Annotated in this window: 14 protein-coding genes; 12 read left to right on the top strand and 2 right to left on the bottom strand. The window is 35.2% G+C overall.

All coding sequences use genetic code 11. From position 1 onward, the window contains the following. Positions 1 to 47 precede the first annotated feature (47 nt). Positions 48 to 1,007, bottom strand: coding sequence for a hypothetical protein (locus tag IW20_RS14310; RefSeq protein WP_051885775.1), 960 nt, complete (start codon positions 1,005 to 1,007; stop codon positions 48 to 50). A gap of 408 nt (positions 1,008 to 1,415) precedes the next feature. Between IW20_RS14310 and IW20_RS14305 the strand changes: the two genes are divergently transcribed. Beyond that, on the top strand, positions 1,416 to 2,084 hold the full coding sequence (locus tag IW20_RS14305; RefSeq protein ID WP_240478492.1) for an acid phosphatase: 669 nt from the start codon (positions 1,416 to 1,418) through the stop codon (positions 2,082 to 2,084). Between the two features lie 319 nt (positions 2,085 to 2,403). Here the strand turns inward: IW20_RS14305 and IW20_RS14300 are convergent, their stop codons facing one another. Beyond that, positions 2,404 to 2,793, bottom strand: coding sequence for an SPOR domain-containing protein (locus IW20_RS14300; RefSeq protein WP_035623587.1), 390 nt, complete (start codon positions 2,791 to 2,793; stop codon positions 2,404 to 2,406). A gap of 220 nt (positions 2,794 to 3,013) precedes the next feature. Here IW20_RS14300 and IW20_RS14295 point away from each other — a divergent pair, with 220 nt between their 5' ends. The 11 genes from IW20_RS14295 to IW20_RS25385 form a co-directional block, all read left to right on the top strand. Continuing rightward, positions 3,014 to 4,342 (top strand): c-type cytochrome, encoded by a 1,329-nt coding sequence (locus IW20_RS14295; RefSeq protein WP_035623585.1) that lies wholly within the window; start codon positions 3,014 to 3,016, stop codon positions 4,340 to 4,342. A 32-nt stretch (positions 4,343 to 4,374) separates the two neighbouring features. Then, positions 4,375 to 7,431, top strand: a complete 3,057-nt coding sequence (locus IW20_RS14290) for a TAT-variant-translocated molybdopterin oxidoreductase (RefSeq protein WP_035623583.1) — start codon at positions 4,375 to 4,377, stop codon at positions 7,429 to 7,431. Positions 7,432 to 7,469: 38 nt separating this feature from the next. Further along, a complete protein-coding gene (gene nrfD / locus IW20_RS14285; RefSeq protein WP_035623581.1) occupies positions 7,470 to 8,870 on the top strand; it encodes an NrfD/PsrC family molybdoenzyme membrane anchor subunit in 1,401 nt (466 codons plus the stop codon). Continuing rightward, on the top strand, positions 8,863 to 9,387 hold the full coding sequence (locus IW20_RS14280; protein WP_035623578.1) for a DUF3341 domain-containing protein: 525 nt from the start codon (positions 8,863 to 8,865) through the stop codon (positions 9,385 to 9,387). Before nrfD ends, IW20_RS14280 begins: the two co-directional genes overlap by 8 nt. A gap of 8 nt (positions 9,388 to 9,395) precedes the next feature. Further along, on the top strand, positions 9,396 to 9,941 hold the full coding sequence (locus tag IW20_RS14275; RefSeq protein WP_035623574.1) for a c-type cytochrome: 546 nt from the start codon (positions 9,396 to 9,398) through the stop codon (positions 9,939 to 9,941). Between the two features lie 30 nt (positions 9,942 to 9,971). Next, a complete protein-coding gene (locus IW20_RS14270; protein WP_035623572.1) occupies positions 9,972 to 11,333 on the top strand; it encodes a cation-translocating P-type ATPase in 1,362 nt (453 codons plus the stop codon). A gap of 19 nt (positions 11,334 to 11,352) precedes the next feature. After that, the gene (locus tag IW20_RS14265) at positions 11,353 to 12,516 is read left to right on the top strand and encodes a cytochrome c oxidase subunit II (protein ID WP_035623569.1); all 1,164 of its coding nucleotides are present in this window, start codon (positions 11,353 to 11,355) and stop codon (positions 12,514 to 12,516) included. A gap of 30 nt (positions 12,517 to 12,546) precedes the next feature. Beyond that, complete coding sequence (locus tag IW20_RS14260; protein ID WP_035623567.1) at positions 12,547 to 14,343, top strand: cytochrome c oxidase subunit I; 1,797 nt, start codon at positions 12,547 to 12,549, stop codon at positions 14,341 to 14,343. Between the two features lie 71 nt (positions 14,344 to 14,414). Continuing rightward, positions 14,415 to 15,437, top strand: coding sequence for a Holliday junction branch migration DNA helicase RuvB (gene ruvB / locus IW20_RS14255; RefSeq protein ID WP_035623564.1), 1,023 nt, complete (start codon positions 14,415 to 14,417; stop codon positions 15,435 to 15,437). Between the two features lie 130 nt (positions 15,438 to 15,567). Further along, positions 15,568 to 16,491, top strand: coding sequence for a tRNA epoxyqueuosine(34) reductase QueG (gene queG, locus IW20_RS14250; protein ID WP_035623561.1), 924 nt, complete (start codon positions 15,568 to 15,570; stop codon positions 16,489 to 16,491). 655 nt (positions 16,492 to 17,146) lie between these two features. Next, positions 17,147 to 21,990: beta strand repeat-containing protein (locus IW20_RS25385; protein WP_131494833.1), on the top strand; the 4,844-nt coding region annotated here is incomplete at its 3' end.

The following is a 21,990-nucleotide window of genomic DNA, read 5'->3' as shown; positions in this document are numbered from 1 at the left end:
TTTCAAACAAAAAAAATCCCGACTTGTCGGGATTTTTTTGTTTTATACTAAAATTTCTTCTTACCGAAGGAATACGATACGGTTAAAGAAGGTCCGTTATATCCCCATTTTAGATAACCTTGTGCTCTGTTCTTTTCGGCATCTACGGTAAAATTTAATCCTGTATAACCTAATGCAAGATCTAGATTTTTTGCGACTTCGTACATTACTGAGGCATTGTAGCTTATAATCTTACCATCTATGTTGTCTATTTTTACAGCCAAATAACTTATGTTGCCATTAAAAGCAAGTCTGTCTGTAAAGGCATATCCACCCCATATTCCTATATCGGGTAAAGGAGCAGTAAAGCCAAAGCTATCTTCGTAGCCAATACTAGCAGTGTTTCCTTCGAAGTTGATACCCACATCACTTTTTAAGACATGTACTCCAAGCATTAAGCCTAATTCATATTTTGGACTTGTGAGTATCGCATAGCCGTATGAAATGAGGTATATGTTTATATCAAAGAAGGCATTTACATTAGAGTTTATGGTGTAAGTATGATCTTTAAATTCGATGTCTTTCTGTAAGGTGTGATTAGAGCTACGATTTAGATTAAAATAATTAAGGTCTAATCTTGATCTTCGAGAAATTCGCCATTGAAAATCAGCTAAAAAAGTTGTTGTTGATTTACTAAAACCTAAATCATCTTCAAAATCTATTGTTGTTCCAAAAGTATGATTTTGGTTTCCTACTTCAACCTTTGTATTATTTACAGGGAAAAAGATTCCGGCTGTAATCTTGAAGCGTTTAACAAACCACGGAGGAGTAGGCTTTTGTTTCTTAAAAGAATTATAGTCGTCAAGAGTGCCTTCTTCTATGGTTATGTCTTGCTGATCTAGACTGTATAATGAGCTATTAAAAGACTTATTTGGTAGACTGGCTATATCTTCTTGTGAGTATGCGAAAATAGGTAGTAATAATGTTCCAAATAACACTGCGCTTGTATAGAAAACTTTTGATTTCATGGTTTTATTTTTTAAGATGTTGCTTTGGTTTTATTAAATAAAAGTCAATATGTAAATGTTAATACAAAATTCAGCAGATTATTAATATAAAACATAAATATCAAGAAAGGATAGGTTGCAAATTAGAATATGAAACAGAAAGATTGAATATGTTCGGATACGACTAAAGTATTATTCTTTCCTTTATATATGCTTTTTGATAATGTATGCTAATAAATGAGTAGAGTGATTCTATTTATGGGAGTAATTTTGTTGTAATAAGTGTGATGACTTAGTAAAGTTTTCTTTGATTAAGGTTTTTAGATGTGGTCAAAAATATTTCATATTGTTAGAAAATCTATGTTTATTGGTAGTAAACAAAAAAATGCTGCTTTGAGTTTTGCTAATGTTGAACAGCTAAGAGAAATAATGCCTGGTCTGTTGGAGGGTTATTTATCAGATAAGGAAATGCCTAATAGTTTGGTAATGCTTCCGCCGCCGCCAGAATATTCATCTGTCTCTTTTTCTGTTGATTTGGAATATGCGAAAAGAGCTGCTGAATCTTATGATGATATGCGATTTACGCAAGCTAAGCATGATGCTAATCTGTCTTTTCCTGCGGCTACAAAATCTTTTGAATCTATTTTAGGGATTGAAATTAGTGAAAAGAGTACTCCTAGGCTTTATGTACTTATGCGTAGAGTAATGACAGACGCTGGTTTGTCAACTTATGCGGCCAAAAATCATTATAATAGAGAGCGCCCATTTGTAATGAATAATACTAAAACATGTACTCCTGAACAAGAAGATGTGCTTCGTCGGGTAGGTTCTTTTCCTTCAGGACATACTGCTGTTGGTTGGGCATGGGCATTAATATTTAGTGAAATTTTTCCTGAAAACGAAAAAATGATTTTACAACGAGGGTATGATTTTGGCGAAAGCCGTATTGTTTGTCATGCGCATTGGCATAGCGATGTGGAAATGGGCAGGGTAATGGGTAGGGCAACTGTGGAATGTCTTCGGCTGAATGCTGCCTTTCAAAATGATTTGGCTGCTGCTAAAAAAGAAGTGAAACTGTATAAGTATAATGAAGTATAAGTATAGAATTTGTGTTATTGTAGGATTAGAAATAAGGTTGATTACTATTTGAAAATTGTATTGACTGCTGAATTTAAAATGATAAAAAAGGGTTGCTAAATGTGTGTTTATGAAGGTAAGTTATTGTTTGGTGGTTGATTGAAAGGGAGTGTGATTATGTTTATTCAGGTGTTATGTTGTTGAATATTAGCTTTTTTGTGTTTGTTTCTTTTGAGGTGAATTTTAAATTATCGTTGCCTTTAGTTAGGATTTAATCATAAAAAAAACCACTCGATTCGAATGGTTTTTTGCCTTGTTGTAGCGTTTTAAATAGTAAAATTTATTTGCTTGGTTTGATAAGAAATACATTTTTGTATCTCTTTTTTATGTCGACTAAATTTCTTTCGGCTTCAATTTTACTTTTGAAATTTCCAACCACAACTTTGTAGTTTGGAGTGTTAAAAATGATTGTTCCATCAATGTTTTTGAACTCTTGTTTGAAGTCTGTCAGTGTTTTTTTTGCTTCTTCACTCTTTCCGCTAAAAATCTGGATTTTGTAACTGTCGTTAACGCTAATTGACGGGTTAATTTTGCGTTTTTCGTTCAGTAATTGCTCGAATTTAGGGTCTTGATTTAGTGCAATGTTTTGATCTTGTGCGTTAATGTTATATGCCAAAACTAGTAGTAATGTTGTGTAAAGTGTTTTCCTTCTTAGGGTTAAAATTCTCATAATGTGATGGTTTTTATGCAAAAATAGTATTTAATATATAAATGGATATTAGAAAAATTATTTAGAATTGATATAAATTGGTATTTAAGACTATTTTAAGGTTTTGAGAATAGTTCTTAAATTGTATTTTTGTGCAAGTTTTAAAAGAAGGTATTCTTTTTTGTGTAATTCGTATACAGAAAAAACCGTACCAAATTTTAGTAGATAATCATTATACAATATGGAAAAGGTGGGTAACCATAATTCGATCTCAAGGAAATTATTTTTAAGCTTAGGGCTAACGTTAATTTTCTCGCTAACTTCATTTGCACAAGATGCTGCTGCTCCAGCAGCGCCTGATGCTACTGCTGCAGTAGCAACTCAGGGAGGTGATCCGGTAAAGGGTAAAGAACTTTTTAATGCAAATTGTGCTGCATGTCATAAACTAGATGGGAAATCGACAGGTCCTGAATTAAGAGGCGTGTCGGCAAAACATGATAAAGCTTGGTTGTACAAGTGGATTCATAATAGCTCTGATTTGATTAAATCAGGTGACCCAGTTGCTGTGAAACTTTTCGCAGATCACAACAAAGCGGTGATGACTCCGTTCCCTCAGTTGTCTACAGGAGATATCGATAATATTATCGCATATACTTCTGAGCCTAAAGCAGACCCTAAACCTCCTACGGCTACTGCTGCTGTTCCTGGTACAGGAGGAGAAAGTGGTGCTATTTCTAACAATGTAATCCTAGGGGCTCTTGCTCTGGTAATGGGTATGTTGGTAGTGATGCTTTACTTAGTAAATAATGTATTAAGAAAAGTTGCTAAAGCAAATGGAATCAATGTTGCTCCAAAAGAGCCTAGAGTTTCATTATGGAAAGCATTTGCTAGAAATCAATTTTTAGTTTTAGTTGCTTCTATATTCTTGTTATTAGCTAGTGGATATTTTGTATACGCTTATTTAATGCAAGTAGGTGTGGATCAGAACTATGAGCCAATTCAGCCAATTCACTATTCTCATAAAATTCACGCAGGAGATAACGAAATCAATTGTAAATATTGTCACTCTGCTGCTCGTGTAAGTAAAACTGCAGGTATTCCTTCTTTGAATGTTTGTATGAACTGTCATAAAAATATATCAGAGGTTGCTGAGTCTACTGCTACTCCAGAGTACAGTAAAGCATTCTATGATGAGCAAATCCAAAAATTATACAATGCTGTTGGTTGGGATAAAGCTACTCAAACATATACAGGAAAAACACAACCAGTAAAATGGGTTCGTATTCATAATTTACCTGATTTTGTGTACTTCAATCACTCACAACACGTTTCTGTTGCTGGTATCGAATGTCAAACTTGTCACGGTCCAGTACAAGAGTATGAGATCATGAAACAGTATTCTAAATTAACAATGGGATGGTGTATTGATTGCCATAGAAAAACTGATGTTAAGATGGAAGGAAACGAGTATTATGCTAAAATACATGAAGAGCTTTCTAAAAAATACGGTGTAGAGAAATTAACTGCAGCGCAAATGGGAGGTTTAGAGTGTGGTAAATGCCACTATTAATCAAATTATTAAGATTTTAATATTTATATACAATGTCATCAAACAAAAAATACTGGAAAAGTGTTGAAGAGCTAGACGAAAATAGTTCTATTGTTGAGGCGCTTAGAAATAACGAATTTGTTGAAGAAATTCCTACTGATGAATTTTTAGGAAATGCAGGTGCATTAGCATCATCTTCAACATCACGTCGTGACTTTTTAAAGTACGTTGGGTTTAGTACTGCAGCAGTTACGCTTGCAGCTTGCGAAGGCCCTGTTCACAAATCGATACCTTATGTACTGCAACCAGAACAAATCATACCAGGAGTAGCAGATTATTATGCAACGACTGTTTTTGATGGTTTCGATTTTGCTAATCTTTTAGTAAAAACACGTGAAGGGCGTCCTATTAAAATTGACAATAACACAATTTCAGGAGCGAAATTTTCAGCCAATGCTAGAATCCATGCGTCTATATTATCATTATATGATAGTATGCGTTTGAAAGAACCTAAATTGGAGGGGAAAAATTCAACTTGGTCTGCTGTTGATTTAAAAATTAAATCTAGTATTGCTGAGGCAAATGCTAAAGGTGGTCAAATTGTATTGTTAACAAATACTTTAGCAAGTCCATCTACTGAAAAATTAATAACTGAGTTTATAGCTAAAAACCCTAATGCAAAACACGTAGTTTATGATGCAGTATCATCATCATCTGCTTTAGATGCATTTGAAACGGTTTATGGTGAAAGAGCTTTAGTTAACTACGATTTCTCAAAAGCTTCACTTATCGTTTCGGTAGGAGCTGACTTCTTAGGAGATTGGCAAGGAGGAGGGTATGACTCAGGTTATGCACAAGGACGTATTCCTAGAAATGGGAAAATGTCTCGTCACTTCCAATTAGAAGCAAATATGACTTTGTCTGGTGCTGCTGCTGATAAGCGTTTACCTATGTCGACTGCAAATCAAAAACAAGCATTAGTTCATATATATAATGTTGTTACAGGTTCTTCTGTTGCTGTTAATTTAGACAGTCAGTTTAAAGCAGAGGTTACTAAAGCGGCTCAACAGTTAAAAGCTGCTGGTTCAAAAGGAGTATTAGTATCAGGAATCCAAGATAAAAATGCTCAGTTATTAGTTTTAGCTATCAACCAAGTGTTGGCAAGTGAAGCTTTTACTACTTCTGAAACAAGACAAATCAGAAAAGGATCTGATGCTAAAGTAGCTCAATTAATTAATGATATGAAAGCAGGTAGCGTTCACACATTACTTATGAGTGGAGTTAATCCAGTTTATACATTAGCAGACAGCGAATCTTTTGCTGCAGGATTGAAAAAAGTTAAAACATCTGTTGCATTCTCTTTAAAACAAGACGAAACTGCTGAACTTGCGACTATCGCAGCTCCAGTTCCTCATTACTTAGAGGCTTGGAACGATGTATCTATAACAAAAGGAACTTATGGTCTTACTCAACCGACTATTCGTCCTATATTTGACACAAAACAATTTCAAGATGTTTTGTTATCTCTAACAGGGAATGCTGGAACATTCTACGATTATATCAAAGCAAATGCTTCTGGAATAATTGCAGGTTCTACTTGGAATAAAGTTTTACATGACGGTATTTTTGTTGGGACAGCTTCGGCTCTTTCTGCAGGTTCTGTTGATTACAGTGCTGCTGCAAATGCAGTATCACAATCTAAAGCTTCAGGTGATTTCGAATTAGTATTATATACTAAAACAGGAATGGGAGATGGACAACAAGCAAACAACCCTTGGTTGCAAGAGTTTCCAGATCCAATCACTAGAGTTTCTTGGGATAATTATGTAACTGTTTCTAATGCGGATGCTAAGAAGTTACAAATGTCTAATGAAATTGTTGCTAATGGAGGTTTAAACGGAAGTTATGCTACTATTACAACAGCTGATGGAATTAAACTTGAAAATGTACCAGTAATTGTTCAACCAGGACAAGCTGTAGGTACTATTGGTTTAGCTTTAGGTTACGGACGTAAAGCGGCTTTAAAAGAAGAAATGATTGTAGGTTTAAATGCTTACTCTTTATATAAAGGATTTAATGATGTACAATCTGTTAAGCTTGCAAAAGCTGGAGGAGAGCATGAATTTGCTTGCGTACAAGGTCAAAAAACTTTAATGGGAAGAGGAGATATTATAAAAGAAACCTCTCTAGAAATATTCAATACTAAAGATGCTGAATTTTGGAACGAACAACCAAAAGTATCTTTAGATCACAACGAAGTAGCGGCTACATCTGTCGATTTATGGGATTCATTTGATCGTTCTACAGGACATCACTTTAACCTTTCAATTGATTTAAATGCTTGTACAGGATGTGGGGCTTGCGTTATCGCTTGTCACGCTGAAAACAATGTGCCAGTTGTAGGTAAGGCTGAAGTAAGAAGAAGTCGTGATATGCACTGGTTGCGTATCGATAGATATTATTCTTCTGAAAGTACTTTTGCAGGAGATAACGAAAGAAAAGAAAACATAGCAGGATTGTCAAGTTCATTGTCTACATTTAACGAAATGGAAAAAGCTGGAGATAATCCACAAGTTTCTTTCCAACCAGTAATGTGTCAGCATTGTAATCACGCTCCTTGTGAAACTGTTTGCCCAGTTGCAGCAACTTCACACGGTCGCCAAGGACAAAACCAAATGGCTTATAACAGATGTGTTGGTACTCGTTACTGTGCAAACAACTGTCCGTATAAAGTACGTCGTTTTAACTGGTTCTTGTATAACAAAAACAGTGAATTCGATTATCACATGAATGATGATTTAGGTCGTATGGTATTAAATCCAGACGTAAACGTTCGTTCTCGTGGAGTTATGGAGAAATGTTCTATGTGTATTCAAATGACACAAGCTACAATATTAAATGCTAAGAAAGAGGGTAGAGCTATCGTTGATGGAGAATTCCAAACAGCTTGTTCTAACGCTTGTTCATCTGGTGCTATGGTATTTGGAGATGTAAATGATACAGAAAGCAAAGTTACTAAACTTGCTGCTGATGATAGAATGTATCACTTATTAGAGCATGTAGGAACAAAACCTAATGTGATTTATCACGTTAAAGTTAGAAATACTTAGTACAAAAAATTATTAATTAAGAAACAATATAAAGGATTATGTCGTCTCACTACGAAGCACCCATTAGAAAACCTTTAGTTATAGGTGATAAATCTTATCACGATGTAACTGTAGATGTAGCTGCACCTGTTGAAGGTAAAGCAAATAAACATTGGTGGATTGTATTTACAATCGCATTAACAGCTTTCCTTTGGGGATTAGGCTGTATAATTTACACCGTATCTACAGGTATCGGAACATGGGGATTAAATAAAACAGTTGGTTGGGCTTGGGATATCACAAACTTTGTTTGGTGGGTAGGTATTGGTCACGCTGGAACTTTGATTTCTGCAGTATTATTACTTTTCCGTCAACGTTGGAGAATGGCGATTAACCGTTCTGCCGAAGCAATGACAATTTTCTCTGTTGTACAAGCAGGTTTATTTCCAATCATTCACATGGGACGTCCATGGTTAGCATACTGGGTATTACCTATACCAAATCAATTTGGTTCATTATGGGTAAACTTTAACTCACCATTACTTTGGGACGTTTTTGCAATCTCTACGTATCTTTCAGTATCATTAGTTTTCTGGTGGACTGGTTTATTACCTGATTTTGCTATGCTACGTGATAGAGCTATTACTCCATTTAATAAAAGAGTTTATTCTATCTTAAGTTTTGGATGGAGCGGTAGAGCAAAAGACTGGCAACGTTTTGAAGAAGTATCTTTGGTACTTGCAGGTTTAGCTACACCACTTGTACTTTCTGTACATACAATTGTATCTATGGACTTTGCTACATCTGTAATTCCAGGTTGGCATACTACAATTTTCCCTCCTTACTTCGTTGCAGGAGCGGTTTTCTCAGGATTTGCAATGGTAAATACCTTGTTGATTATTATGAGAAAGGTTTCTAATCTTGAAGCATATATTACAATCCAACATATCGAATTAATGAACATTGTAATTATGATTACAGGTTCTATCGTAGGGGTTGCTTATATTACAGAGTTATTCGTAGCTTGGTATTCAGGAGTAGAATATGAGCAATATGCATTCTTAAACAGAGCTACTGGACCTTACTGGTGGGCATATTGGTCAATGATGACATGTAACGTTTTTTCTCCGCAATTCATGTGGTTCAAAAAACTAAGAACAAGTATCATGTTCTCATTTATTATTTCAATTGTTGTAAACATTGGAATGTGGTTTGAAAGATTCGTAATTATTGTTACTTCTTTACATAGAGATTATCTTCCATCTTCTTGGACAATGTTCTCACCAACATTTGTTGATATTGGAATTTTCATCGGAACAATTGGATTCTTCTTTGTATTGTTTTTACTATACTCTAGAACATTCCCAGTTATTGCTCAGGCAGAGGTGAAAACCATTTTGAAAGGAACAGGAGATAATTACATAAGAGAAAGAGCAAATAAAGATTCACATCATGAGTAATAAAGTAATATACGCCATTTATAATGACGATGATATTTTGATGGATGCTGTAAAGAAAACTAGAGCTGCACATCATCATATTGAAGAAGTATTTACTCCATTTCCGGTACACGGATTGGATAAAGCAATGGGCTTAGCGCCAACAAGATTAGCAATATGTTCTTTCTTATACGGATGTGTTGGTATAACAGTTGCGACTACAATGATGAGTTATATTATGATTCATGACTGGCCTCAAGATATTGGTGGAAAACCAAGTTTCAGTTTCATTCAAAATATGCCTGCATTCGTGCCGATTATGTTTGAAATGACTGTGTTTTTCGCAGCTCACTTAATGGTAATCACTTTTTATATGAGAAGTAGATTATGGCCATTCAAAGAAGCAGAAAATCCTGATGTAAGAACAACAGATGATCATTTCTTAATGGAAATCGCTGTTAATGATAATGAAGAGGAATTAGTTTCTTTTTTCCAAAACACGGGAGCTGTAGAAGTTAAAGTAATAGAAAAGAATTAATTGTAGCTATGAAAAGTATATATAAAATAACACTTTTAGTTGGTATAACTATTTTAGTTTCATCTTGCCACAATAATTCGGCACCAAACTATCAGTACTTCCCTAATATGTATGAATCTTTAGCGTATGAGCCATACGCAGAGGCTAATATATTTAAAGGAGGAAAGGAAGGTCAACTTCCAGTAAAAGGAACTATTAATAGAGGTTTTGAACCTTATGAATATGAGAATTCTACAGCAGGTTATGAGTTAGCAAAAGCTAATTTAAAATCACCTTTAGATTCTTTAGATAGAAAATCAGAAAAAGGAAAAGAACTTTTTGAGATCTATTGTATGAGTTGTCATGGTGCAACTGGAAATGGAAAAGGTAAATTGGTAGAAAGAGAAAAATTTCTTGGAGTTCCTAGCTATAAAGATAGGGTAATTACTGAAGGAAGTATTTTTCATGTTGAGACTTACGGATTAAATGCAATGGGTTCTCATGCAAATCAATTAAGTACTCACGAACGTTGGTTAGTTGCTGACTATGTTCTAAAACTAAAAAGCCAATTATAATAATTGTTGAACAAACTGATCGTATTAGATATGTATACATTTTCAAGTAAATTAAAAACTTTTTCTATCATCTTAATGGCTTTAGGTCTTTTGGGTATTGGGTATGGTTTTTTAAATGCGCCTAAAGATATTCAAGAAGTTGAAAAAATACTAGCTGCTGATTCTCATGGGGGTCATGGAGAAGCGCATGGAGCTGCTGAGCCAGCTGCTCATGATGCACATGCTGAAGGAAAAAAAGAACACGCTCAAGTTGGTGCTGCTGATGAGCATACAAAACATTTAAATCATGTTTTACATCAATTGCAAAATAAACCATGGTCAGCATTATATGTTGCTTGTATCTTCTTTTTGTTGCTTTCTATGGGAGTTCTTGCGTTTTATGCGATTCAACAAGTTGCACAAGCAGGATGGTCTCCAGTATTATTTAGAGTAATGCAAGGTATAACTGCTTACTTACCTGTTGGGTCTGTAATATTTTTTATAATTTTAGTGTTATGTGGATTGCACTTTAATCATATGTTTGTATGGTTAGGAGATGGAGTAACAGATCCTAAAAGCCCAAATTATGATGCAATCATTGCTAACAAAGCAGGGTATTTAAATTTTCCTTTTTGGATTATTAGAGCTGCTATATTTTTGATCGGGTGGAATTTATATAACTACTATACTAGACAAAGATGTCTTGCTCAAGATGAAGCTAAAGATGATTTGAATTACAAAAAGAATTTCAAGATGACTGCTGGATTCTTAGTATTCTTTATTGTTTCTGAATCAATTATGTCTTGGGATTGGATTATGTCTATTGATCCACACTGGTACAGTACATTGTTTGGATGGTATGTGTTTGCTAGTTTCTTTGTAAGTGGTATCACTACAATTGCATTAGTAACAGTATACTTGAAATCTAAAGGATATTTAGAGCATGTAAATACAAGCCATATTCATGACCTTGCTAAATTTATGTTTGGTATTAGTGTTTTCTGGACTTATTTATGGTTCTCACAATTTATGTTAATCTGGTATGCTAACATCCCAGAAGAGGTAACTTATTTTGTTACTAGAATTCAACTTTATAACCTTCCTTTCTTTGGAGCTGTTGTTATGAATTTTCTTTTCCCATTGTTGATTTTAATCAATACTGATTTCAAGAGAATTAGTTGGGTAATTGTTATGGCTGGAATTGTAATTTTATTAGGACATTATCTTGATTTCTTTAATATGATTATGCCTGGTACAGTAGGTGATAGATGGTTTATTGGTGTTTCTGAAATTGCATCAGTACTTTTCTTCTTAGGTTTATTTATTTTTGTAGTTTTCACTGCATTAACTAAAGCTCCTTTGTTACCAAAAAGAAATCCATTTATAGAAGAAAGTAAACATTTTCATTATTAATATTTAAAGAAATAAACAGATGACAAGTTTGTTGGTAATTATAGTTTTAGTTTTATTAGCTGTAGCATTATGGCAATTGACCAAGATATTTGATCTTACTCAGGTAGGGGCAAACTCGGACGATTCACAGGTTGCATCTGATAATGATAATAATGTTCAGGGATATTTAATGTTCGGATTTTTAGCATTCATCTATGTTTTTACAATATATGGATTGATAAAATGGGGACCATTAGTATTACACACGCCTGCTTCTGAGCATGGTAGTTTGGTTGATAGCCTTATGAATATTACTTGGGTTTTGATTTTTATAGTTCAATTCATAACTCAAGGGTTACTTTATTATTTTTCTTTTAAATATAAAGGAGAAAAAGATAAGAAAGCATTATACTTTGCTGATAACAATAGATTAGAAGCACTTTGGAGTGTTATCCCAGCTGTTGTTTTAGCAGGATTAATTCTTTACGGATTATATGCTTGGAATAATATTATGTTTGTTGACAAAGATGAAGATACAGTAGTTATCGAATTATATGCTCAACAGTTTAAGTGGACTGCTAGATATGCTGGACCTGATAATGTTTTAGGAAAAGCTAACGTAAGATTAATTGAAGGTGTAAACACTTTAGGAGTTGATATGTCTGATCCATATGCACAAGATGATATTGTGGTTTCAGAATTACATATACCAAAAGGAAAGAAAGTACATTTCAAAATGCGTTCTCAAGACGTATTACACTCAGCTTACATGCCTCACTTTAGAGCGCAAATGAATTGTGTTCCTGGTATGGTTACTGAATTTGCTTTTACTCCAGTTTATACAACTGTAGAATATAGAGAGTTACCATATATGGTAGAGAAAGTTGCTCATATTAATGCATTACGTTCTAAGAAAAGCGTTGATTTAGTAGCAAAAGGTGAAACAGCTCTTGATCCTTATACTTTTGATTATTTATTACTTTGTAATAAAATTTGTGGAACATCTCACTACAACATGCAAATGAAAGTAGTTGTTGATACTCCAGAAGAGTATAAAAAATGGTTAAGCGAAAAAGCTACATTAGCTCAGGATATTAAAGCGGCAGTTGCTCCAGCTCCAGCAGAGGGTGCAGCAGGAAGCACTGATACTACCAAAGTTGATACTACTGCTAAAGTAGAAGCTCCTAAAGTAGCTATGAAATAATATTATTTAAGAAATTTAAAGTATACATATATGTCAGCAGAAGGTCACGATCACGGACAAGATCACGAACACGAACACCACCATAAAGAGACATTCATTACTAAATATATCTTTAGTATTGATCACAAAATGATTGCCAAACAATACCTTATTACAGGTATTATTATGGGGGTAATTGGTATTGCAATGTCCTTGCTTTTTAGAATGCAATTAGCATGGCCTGAAGAGTCTTTTAAAATATTTAATGTTTTATTAGGAGATAAATTTGCACCAGATGGAGTAATGACTAATGATGTTTATCTAGCATTAGTTACTATACACGGAACCATCATGGTATTCTTTGTATTAACAGCTGGTTTAAGTGGTACATTTAGTAACTTATTGATACCGCTTCAAATTGGTGCACGAGATATGGCCTCTGGATTCATGAATATGGTTTCATACTGGTTATTTTTCTTATCAGCAGTAGTAATGTTAAGTTCTTTATTTGTTGAAGCTGGACCTGCTTCTTCTGGTTGGACAATTTATCCTCCATTAAGTGCTTTACCACAAGCGATTCCTGGTTCAGGAACTGGTATGACATTATGGTTAGTTTCTATGGCAATCTTTATTGCTTCATCTTTGATGGGGTCATTAAATTACATCGTAACTGTTATTAATTTAAGAACAAAAGGTATGTCTATGACAAGATTACCTTTAACTATATGGACATTCTTCGTAACTGCTGTTATTGGAGTTATTTCATTCCCAGTATTATTATCTGCTGCATTATTATTGATTTTTGACAGAAGTTTTGGTACTTCTTTCTTCTTATCTGATATTTATATTGCTGGAGAAGTTTTACATTACCAAGGTGGTTCACCAGTTTTATTCGAACACTTATTCTGGTTCTTAGGACACCCTGAAGTTTACATCGTAATTTTACCAGCGATGGGACTTGTTTCAGAAATTATGGCTACGAATTCTCGTAAACCAATTTTTGGATACAGAGCGATGATTATGTCTGTTTTAGCAATTGCTTTCCTTTCAACAATCGTTTGGGGACACCATATGTTCGTTTCAGGAATGAACCCATTTTTAGGATCTGTATTTACATTTACAACATTATTGATTGCAATTCCTTCTGCTGTAAAAGCATTTAACTGGATTACAACTTTATGGAAAGGTAACTTACAGTTTAACCCTGCAATGTTGTTTTCTATCGGAATGGTTTCTACTTTCATCACAGGAGGTTTAACAGGAATCATTTTAGGAGATAGTACTCTAGATATTAATGTTCACGATACATACTTTGTAATTGCTCACTTTCACTTAGTAATGGGTATATCTGCACTTTACGGAATGTTTGCTGGTATTTACCACTGGTTCCCTAAAATGTACGGAAGAATGTTAAACAAAAATTTAGGTTATATTCACTTTTGGATAACTGCAGTTTGTGCTTACGGAGTATTCTTCCCAATGCATTTTATCGGATTAGCAGGTTTACCAAGACGTTACTATACAAATACTAACTTCCCGTTATTTGATGATTTACAAAACGTAAACGTTTTAATAACTGTGTTTGCTTTAGTTGGAGGAGCTTTCCAATTAGTGTTCTTATACAACTTCTTTAGTAGTATTTTCTACGGTAAGAAAGCAGTACAAAACCCATGGAATTCTACAACTTTAGAGTGGACTACACCAGTAGAACATATTCACGGTAACTGGCCAGGAGAAATTCCTCATGTATACCGTTGGCCATATGACTACAGTAATCCAAACTATGATGTTGATTTTGTACCTCAAAACGTACCAATGAAAGAAGGAGAAGAAGTTCTTCATCACTAAAAATATTTAAAACCTCTACTCTTAGTAGAGGTTTTTTTTTGACTTCCTTTTTCTTTCTCTATCTTTGCCCAATGAATGAGAATTTAGATCCAACAACAAACCGCTATAACTCAGAAGAATTTGATCTTGAAAAAAAATTAAGACCACTATCTTTTGATGATTTCGCAGGTCAAGATCAGGTTTTAGAAAATCTGAAAGTATTTGTTGCTGCTGCCAATCAGCGTAACGAAGCATTAGATCATACGCTTTTTCACGGTCCTCCTGGACTAGGAAAAACGACTCTGGCAAACATACTTGCCAATGAACTTGAAGTTGGAATTAAGATTACATCAGGACCAGTTCTGGATAAGCCTGGTGACTTAGCAGGATTGTTAACCAACCTAGAAGAGCGAGATGTACTTTTTATAGATGAAATCCATCGTTTGAGCCCTATTGTTGAAGAGTATTTATACTCAGCAATGGAAGATTTTAAGATAGATATTATGATTGAATCTGGGCCAAACGCAAGAACAGTTCAGATTAATCTAAATCCATTTACCCTAATAGGTGCAACAACACGTTCAGGTTTATTAACATCGCCGATGCGTGCTCGTTTTGGAATCTCATCAAGACTACAATATTATACAACTGAGCTTTTAACTACGATTGTAGAAAGGAGTGCCTCTATATTAAAAATGCCAATTTCTTTAGATGCTGCAATCGAGATTGCAGGTCGTAGTCGTGGTACACCTCGTATTGCAAATGCACTATTACGTCGTGTTCGTGATTTTGCACAAATTAAAGGAAACGGAACTATCGATTTGGCTATTGCACAATATGCATTAAAAGCTTTAAATGTTGATGCACATGGATTGGACGAAATGGATAACAAAATCCTTCTAACAATTATTAGTAAATTTAAAGGAGGGCCAGTTGGTTTGTCTACATTAGCAACTGCAGTTTCCGAAAGTAGTGAAACTATCGAAGAAGTATATGAGCCATTCCTAATTCAGGAAGGGTTTATTATGAGAACACCTCGTGGACGTGAAGTTACTGATAAAGCATATAAACATTTAGGTAGAATAAATACCAATATTCAAGGCGGATTATTTTAATTTTTAGAAGTTGTCTTTATGAGTTTTTGAAGCAATCTCCTGCTGTTCACTATATCTTTTTCTGGCAAAAAAAGCGAGAAAAAGGATGCCGTTTCCATCAGGGCTAAAACCGTTCTATAGTTAATTTACGTTGATAAATTCGAAAAGTACATATTCACAATTTATTAAAACCGAAGCGAAAAGACTTGGGTTCTTATCTTGTGGAATTTCTAAAGCAGGATTCTTAGAACAAGAAGCACCAAGATTAGAAAATTGGCTCAACAAAAACCATAACGGGCAAATGGCCTATATGGAAAATCATTTTGATAAGCGGTTAGATCCTACTTTATTGGTTGATGATGCAAAAAGTGTAGTGTCATTATTGCTTAATTATTACCCATCAGAAACTCAGGAAAGTGATAGTTTTAAAATTTCCAAATATGCATATGGGCAAGATTATCATTTTGTAATCAAAGAAAAACTCAAAGAATTACTTTTTTCTATACAAGAACAAATAGGCGATGTAACAGGACGTGTATTTGTTGACTCAGCTCCGGTTTTAGATAAAGCTTGGGCAGCCAAAAGTGGTTTAGGCTGGATAGGCAAAAACAGCAATTTAATTACTCAGAAAGTAGGCTCTTTTTACTTCATAGCCGAACTTATTCTCGATTTAGACTTAGAATATGATTATGCCACCACAGATCATTGTGGTTCGTGTACCGCATGTATTGATGCTTGTCCCACGCAAGCAATTGTTGCTCCTTATGTAGTTGATGGGAGCAAGTGTATTTCTTATTTTACTATCGAACTCAAAGAAAATATTCCACAAGAAATGAAAGGGAAATTTGATGATTGGGCATTTGGCTGTGATACCTGTCAAGATGTTTGTCCTTGGAATCGATTTTCAAAAGCGCATTCAGAACCACTGTTTAATCCAAACCCTGATGTTATGGCAATGTCCAAAAAAGAATGGTTAGAGATTACTGAAGAAACCTTTCGAGTGGTATTTAAAAACTCCCCTTTAAAAAGAACAAAATTTGATGGATTGAAACGAAATATAAACTTCTTAAAGTAGTTTTTTTATTTTGAATAATTTGTTAATTAGGGGTAGATGTTCGGTTTTAATTGTTAATAAATTTATTTTTTCAAGTAAAATTTGCAATAAAATTGAGTATAAGTCACTCTTGAAAGTTTAAAATATGCAATCTTCTGCAGTGTATTTTTTTATTCTATTATTTGAATTTTAATAAGTTATGAGTTTTGATGCCTAAGCTGCTGCATGAAATAACTTTTGTTGTTATTATAAAAACTTTTAGTTGCTAAATTGTTAATTTTTTTCTCGATAAAAACTGTATTTGTTCGAAAAAAAGAGTACTTCAACGATAAAACAGGTAGTTCGACGAGTAATGTAGTTATTATTTTACCCTTTATATACTTTCGTCCCACCAAACTACCTATTCTATAAACTTAAAGACGAATTTGAGTCGAACCTAATTTATTTATGGCCCTTGTTTTATTTTATTTTTATAAAATTTTGAAAGATCTTTTCCTAAGATCTTCGGTACAACAATCCCTTTTATTTAGTTTATTTTTTTCGAATTCCTTTAGTTGGTTTTCGAACAGTCATAGTATTACCTCAAACAAAACTGTTTATGTATAATTCTACTCTTAAAATGCTTAATTTTTTTAAGCAAACCTTTTTCATTGCATTTCTTTTATTTTCAACTAGCATGTTTTCACAGATTTGTGGAACGCCAGGAGGAGATGGTCCGGTTACAGTATCAAGTTCTATAAATACTTATTATCCTGTTAGTGATAATACAACTTTAAGTAAAGGAGCTCAATCAATAGTTTTAGGTAAAGTGCCTACAACGGACAAGCATAATAATGTTTTCGGTACAATACAAATATCAGCTGGAGACCTGATTTTGATTATCCAAATGCAAGATGCTATTATTGATTATAGAAATGATAGAAATTATGGTTCAGGTAATTCAAATAGTGGTCCTGACAATTTAGGGGGTACAGGATTTACACTTATTGGTAATACAGGTGTTTTTGAATATGTTATTGCAACAAATAGTGTTCCGTTAGCAGGGGGTAACTTAACTTTTAAAGGTACTGGTACTAATGGAGGTACTTTTAATAGTTTTTATAATGCCGATGCTACAACAACAAGAGGTAAGAGAACATTTCAAATCGTTAGAGTACCGCAATATTCTAATCTAAAATTGAATTCCGATATAACTACACCGCCATTTAATGGTATTGCAGGGGGAGTTATCGCTTTTAATGTTTCAGGAACGTTTGATTTTAATGGAAAAAAAATAGATGGAACTGCAAGAGGATTTAGAGGAGGATATAGCCCTAAAGCTTATTCGGATAAAAATGATGCGACAACTTATGTTGGTGATGCTTCAAAAACTTATATTTCAGGAAAAGGAGAGGGGATTGCAGGAACGCCCAGATATATGTGGGATGGTTATAATCAGGTAGATAATATAGCAGAAGGTTTACCAGCAGGTTCTTCAGGAAGAGGAGCTCCTGCCAATGCAGGTGGAGGTGGTAATGATCACAACACTGGTGGTGGTGGAGGTGGTAATGGTGGTTTTGGTGGTTTAGGTGGTTTTGGTTGGCAGGGAGCAGGAGGACAAGCTTGGCCAACTTATACAGGAGGAGGAAGACCTGGTTTTAAGTCTTATCTAGATGCCAAGCCAGAGTTAACAAGACTTATAATGGGAGGTGGCGGTGGCGCTGGAGATGCTAATAATGCTGTGGATGGTGTGAAAGGTGGAGTAGGAGGAGCTATTATACTTATTAATGCTGGTACAGTTCAGGGTACTGGTTTAATTGAAGCGAATGGTGGAAATGGAGCTCCTGGAGTTTATTCAGGTTCACCTGATGGAGCAGGAGGAGCAGGAGCAGGAGGAACAGTGTTATTGAATATCTCTAATAGCAGTACAGGAAAAATTACAATTAATGCAAATGGTGGAATTGGAGGGAATACGGAAAATGATACTAATGATGCTCACGGACCTGGTGGTGGTGGTGGTGGTGGAATCATAAGACATAATCTTGTAGGGACGGTCCAGACTATTACAAGTGTACTTGGAGGTGCACCAGGTAAAACCACAGGAGGATCAACGAATGGCAAGGTCAATGGCGCTATTAGTGGGACATCTGGGGACGTATTGACTTTTGTTACTACAGATTTACCACCGAATTTACAAGTTAACTCAAATTGTTTTCCTATTCTGGATACAAAAGTAAAGTCGTTGCCTAAGGCTTCAGCTTGTAATTCGATTGGAGAGAAAGTTTCTTATGAAATACAAATAAAAAATACAGGTGTAGGAAACGCTGCTGGAGTCGATTTAGATTTTGTTTTTCCAACAGGTATAGAATTTGACTCTGCTACAGCAACATATTCAGCAGATGCCACTGGTCCATCTGGAGTTTTAAGTAATACAGTTGTATCTAAGAATAATCCTGTGTTTGGAGGATTTAATATTGCTCGTAACGGAGTGGTTACGATAATCTTGGTAGGGAAAGTTATAGCGCCTATTGCTGCTGGTACATACCATGCTAGCGCACAAGCCTTATATTTGGATCCCACACGTACAACTGCTAGTCCTACTAGAAAAATTACAGCAGCTGCAAACGCATATGGTACGACTACAAATAAAAAATACGAAGGCGTTAACCAAATCGATGTGCCAGGATCGAACTTTAATGGTACTCTAGTAACGGTAACGGAAGATGATATAAAAATATTTGGATTGCCAGATGTTCCGACAACTGAAGTGATACAATCAACTTGTGAAACACCAACAGGAACAATAACAGTAAAAACCCCTGTTAATGGTACAGATATAAGTTACACCTTAAAAGGAACAAATCCTGTAACAGCACCAATAAGTAATACGACAGGTATTTTCTCTGGTTTGGTGCCAAATAATTATGTAGTGACAACTACAAACGAAAATGGATGTACTTCGCTTCCGACTAATGGCATAACTATTAATGCAGTTGCTGGAGCGCCAACGACTACAGGAGTATCTACTTGTCAAGGTACAAGTGGAATATTAAAAGCTACTTCTACATGTTCTGGTACAATACAATGGTATACATCAGCTTCGGGTGGGACTGCAGTAGGTTCAGGAGCATCTTTTGATCCAAATACAGTTAAAGGCTTAATAGATATAAATAAGGTAGGAACTACAGTTTTTTATGCTGCTTGTGGTAATGCTTCTAGTTGTAGAACTGCTACTAATTTTGTTATTAATGCTATACCAACAATTACTGGAACAACACCTGCTGGGCGATGTGATGCTGGAACAGTGCCTTTAGCGGCTACAGCTTCATCAGGAACAATTAACTGGTATAGTACAGCAACAGGAGGAACATCATTGGGCACAGGTACAAGTTTTACTACTCCAAGCTTAACAACTACTAAAACTTATTATGTTGATGCAACCGATAACGGATGTACTACAGCAGCAAGGATTGCAGTTATAGCATCAATAAATACTAGACCAACAATAAATTCAACAACAGAAGCTTCTAGCTGTGGTGCAGCAGCATTAACACTAAAAGCAACTGCCTCTGCAGGGGCTACTATTAAATGGTATGCAGATCCGATAACTGAGCAGGTATTAGGAACAGGAGCAGAATTTATTACTCCAAACTTATCAACTACGACTACTTATTATGTAGGTGCTACCACGGCTGAAGGTTGTACTACAACATCAAGAATTGCGGTTGCAGCAGTTATAAATACTGCTTCTACAATTGTGCTTACTAGTGGTACACAAAATCCAGTAGTTTGCATGGGAACAGCAATTCCTACTACGGTTTATACATTTGGCGGAAGCGCTAAGAACGCTATAGTAACAAATTTACCAACGGAGTTAAAGTACGTTGTAGATACAGCAGCTGGAACAGTAACAATTTCTGGAACCCCTACAGCAAATGCTAGTTATACAATAACAACGGTTGGTCATACAATGCCATGTCCAGCTGCTACAATAAATGGAACGATAACGATGAACGCATCGATTCCAAGACCAACATTAAATATATTAACACAACCAACTTGTGCAACAGCTACAGGAAGTTTTGAGATTGCCAATTATAATTCGACCTATACTTATACAGTAACGCCATCAGGAGCTACCCGAAGTGGTGCTATTATAACAGCTCCAGAAGGAAGTTATACTGTAAAAGCAACCTCTGGAACTTGTGCATCTGTAGAATCAGTTGCGGCAGTGATTAATGCGCGACCAGCTACACCAGTTATGCCAACAGTAAGTGTAGTAACACAACCAACATGTGCAGTAGCTACAGGAAGTTTTACAATTACGAATCATAACCCAAATTACACTTATGCAATTACTCCATCACAAGGAGTTACTCAAACAGGAGCAACAGTTACAGCTCCAGCGGGAAGTTATACTGTAAAAGCTACATTAGGAACTTGTACATCTGTAGAATCAGCTGCAGCAGTGATTAATGTGCAACCAGTTACACCAGCAATTCCATTATTAAGCCCAGTAACACAACCAACATGTGCAACAGCTACAGGAAGTTTTACAATTACTAACCATAACCCAGATTACACTTATGCAATTACTCCATCACAAGGAGTTACTCAAACAGGAGCAACAGTTACAGCTCCAGCGGGAAGTTATATTGTAAAAGCAACCTTTGGAACTTGTGTATCTGTAGAATCAGTTGCGGCAGTGATTAATGCACAACCAGCTACACCAGTTATGCCATCGGCTACAGAGCAAACCTTTTGCTTTGTAGATGCTAAAAGGGTAAGAGATTTAATTGCTACAGGATCAAGTATTCAATGGTATAATGCTTTAACAGGTGGTACCTTATATAAAGAAACTGATTTATTGGCTTCAAATACATATTACGCTAGTCAAACAACTAATGGATGTGAGAGTGAAAGAATTGCAGTAAAAGTTATTATTACAGAAACTCCTATTGCTGGAACGCTATCAGGAAACCAAAATATATGTATAACAGAAAGTACTGCTTTTTCATTATCAGGAGGTGCTGCAGGAGGAAGATGGAGTAGTAGTGATACGGCTATAGCTACCGTAAATCCATCAACAGGAGCAATTATTGGAGTTGGACCTGGGACAGCAACAATTAAGTATATAGTAACTGGAACAGGAGGCTGTGATGATGCTAGTGCAGAAAGAATATTAACTGTTAGTCCTTTACCTACAGCAACAATAACAGGAACGCTAGAAGCTTGTTTAACTACTACATTAACAGCAGTTACAAATGCAGTTTCTCCTAGTTATGTTTGGTATAAAGATAATTCAGTTATCAATGGAGAGACTGCTTCAACATTAGTTGTTACCTCTAACGGGAATTATAAAGTAAAAGTTATAAGTGGTTCTACTTTTTGTGAAGAAACTTCTACTGCTTCGACAGTAGTTGTAGCTGACACGCAAAAACCAGTTATTACTTGTCCAGTAGCAATTAATCAAGTTGCTGATGCTAACAAATGTGGCGCAACAGTATCTATAGTAAATCCAACAGCAACCGATAATTGCTC

Source organism: Flavobacterium hydatis (genome assembly GCF_000737695.1).
Classification (GTDB): Bacteria; Bacteroidota; Bacteroidia; order Flavobacteriales; family Flavobacteriaceae; genus Flavobacterium; species Flavobacterium hydatis.
This window is presented reverse-complemented; position numbering and strand designations above follow the sequence as displayed.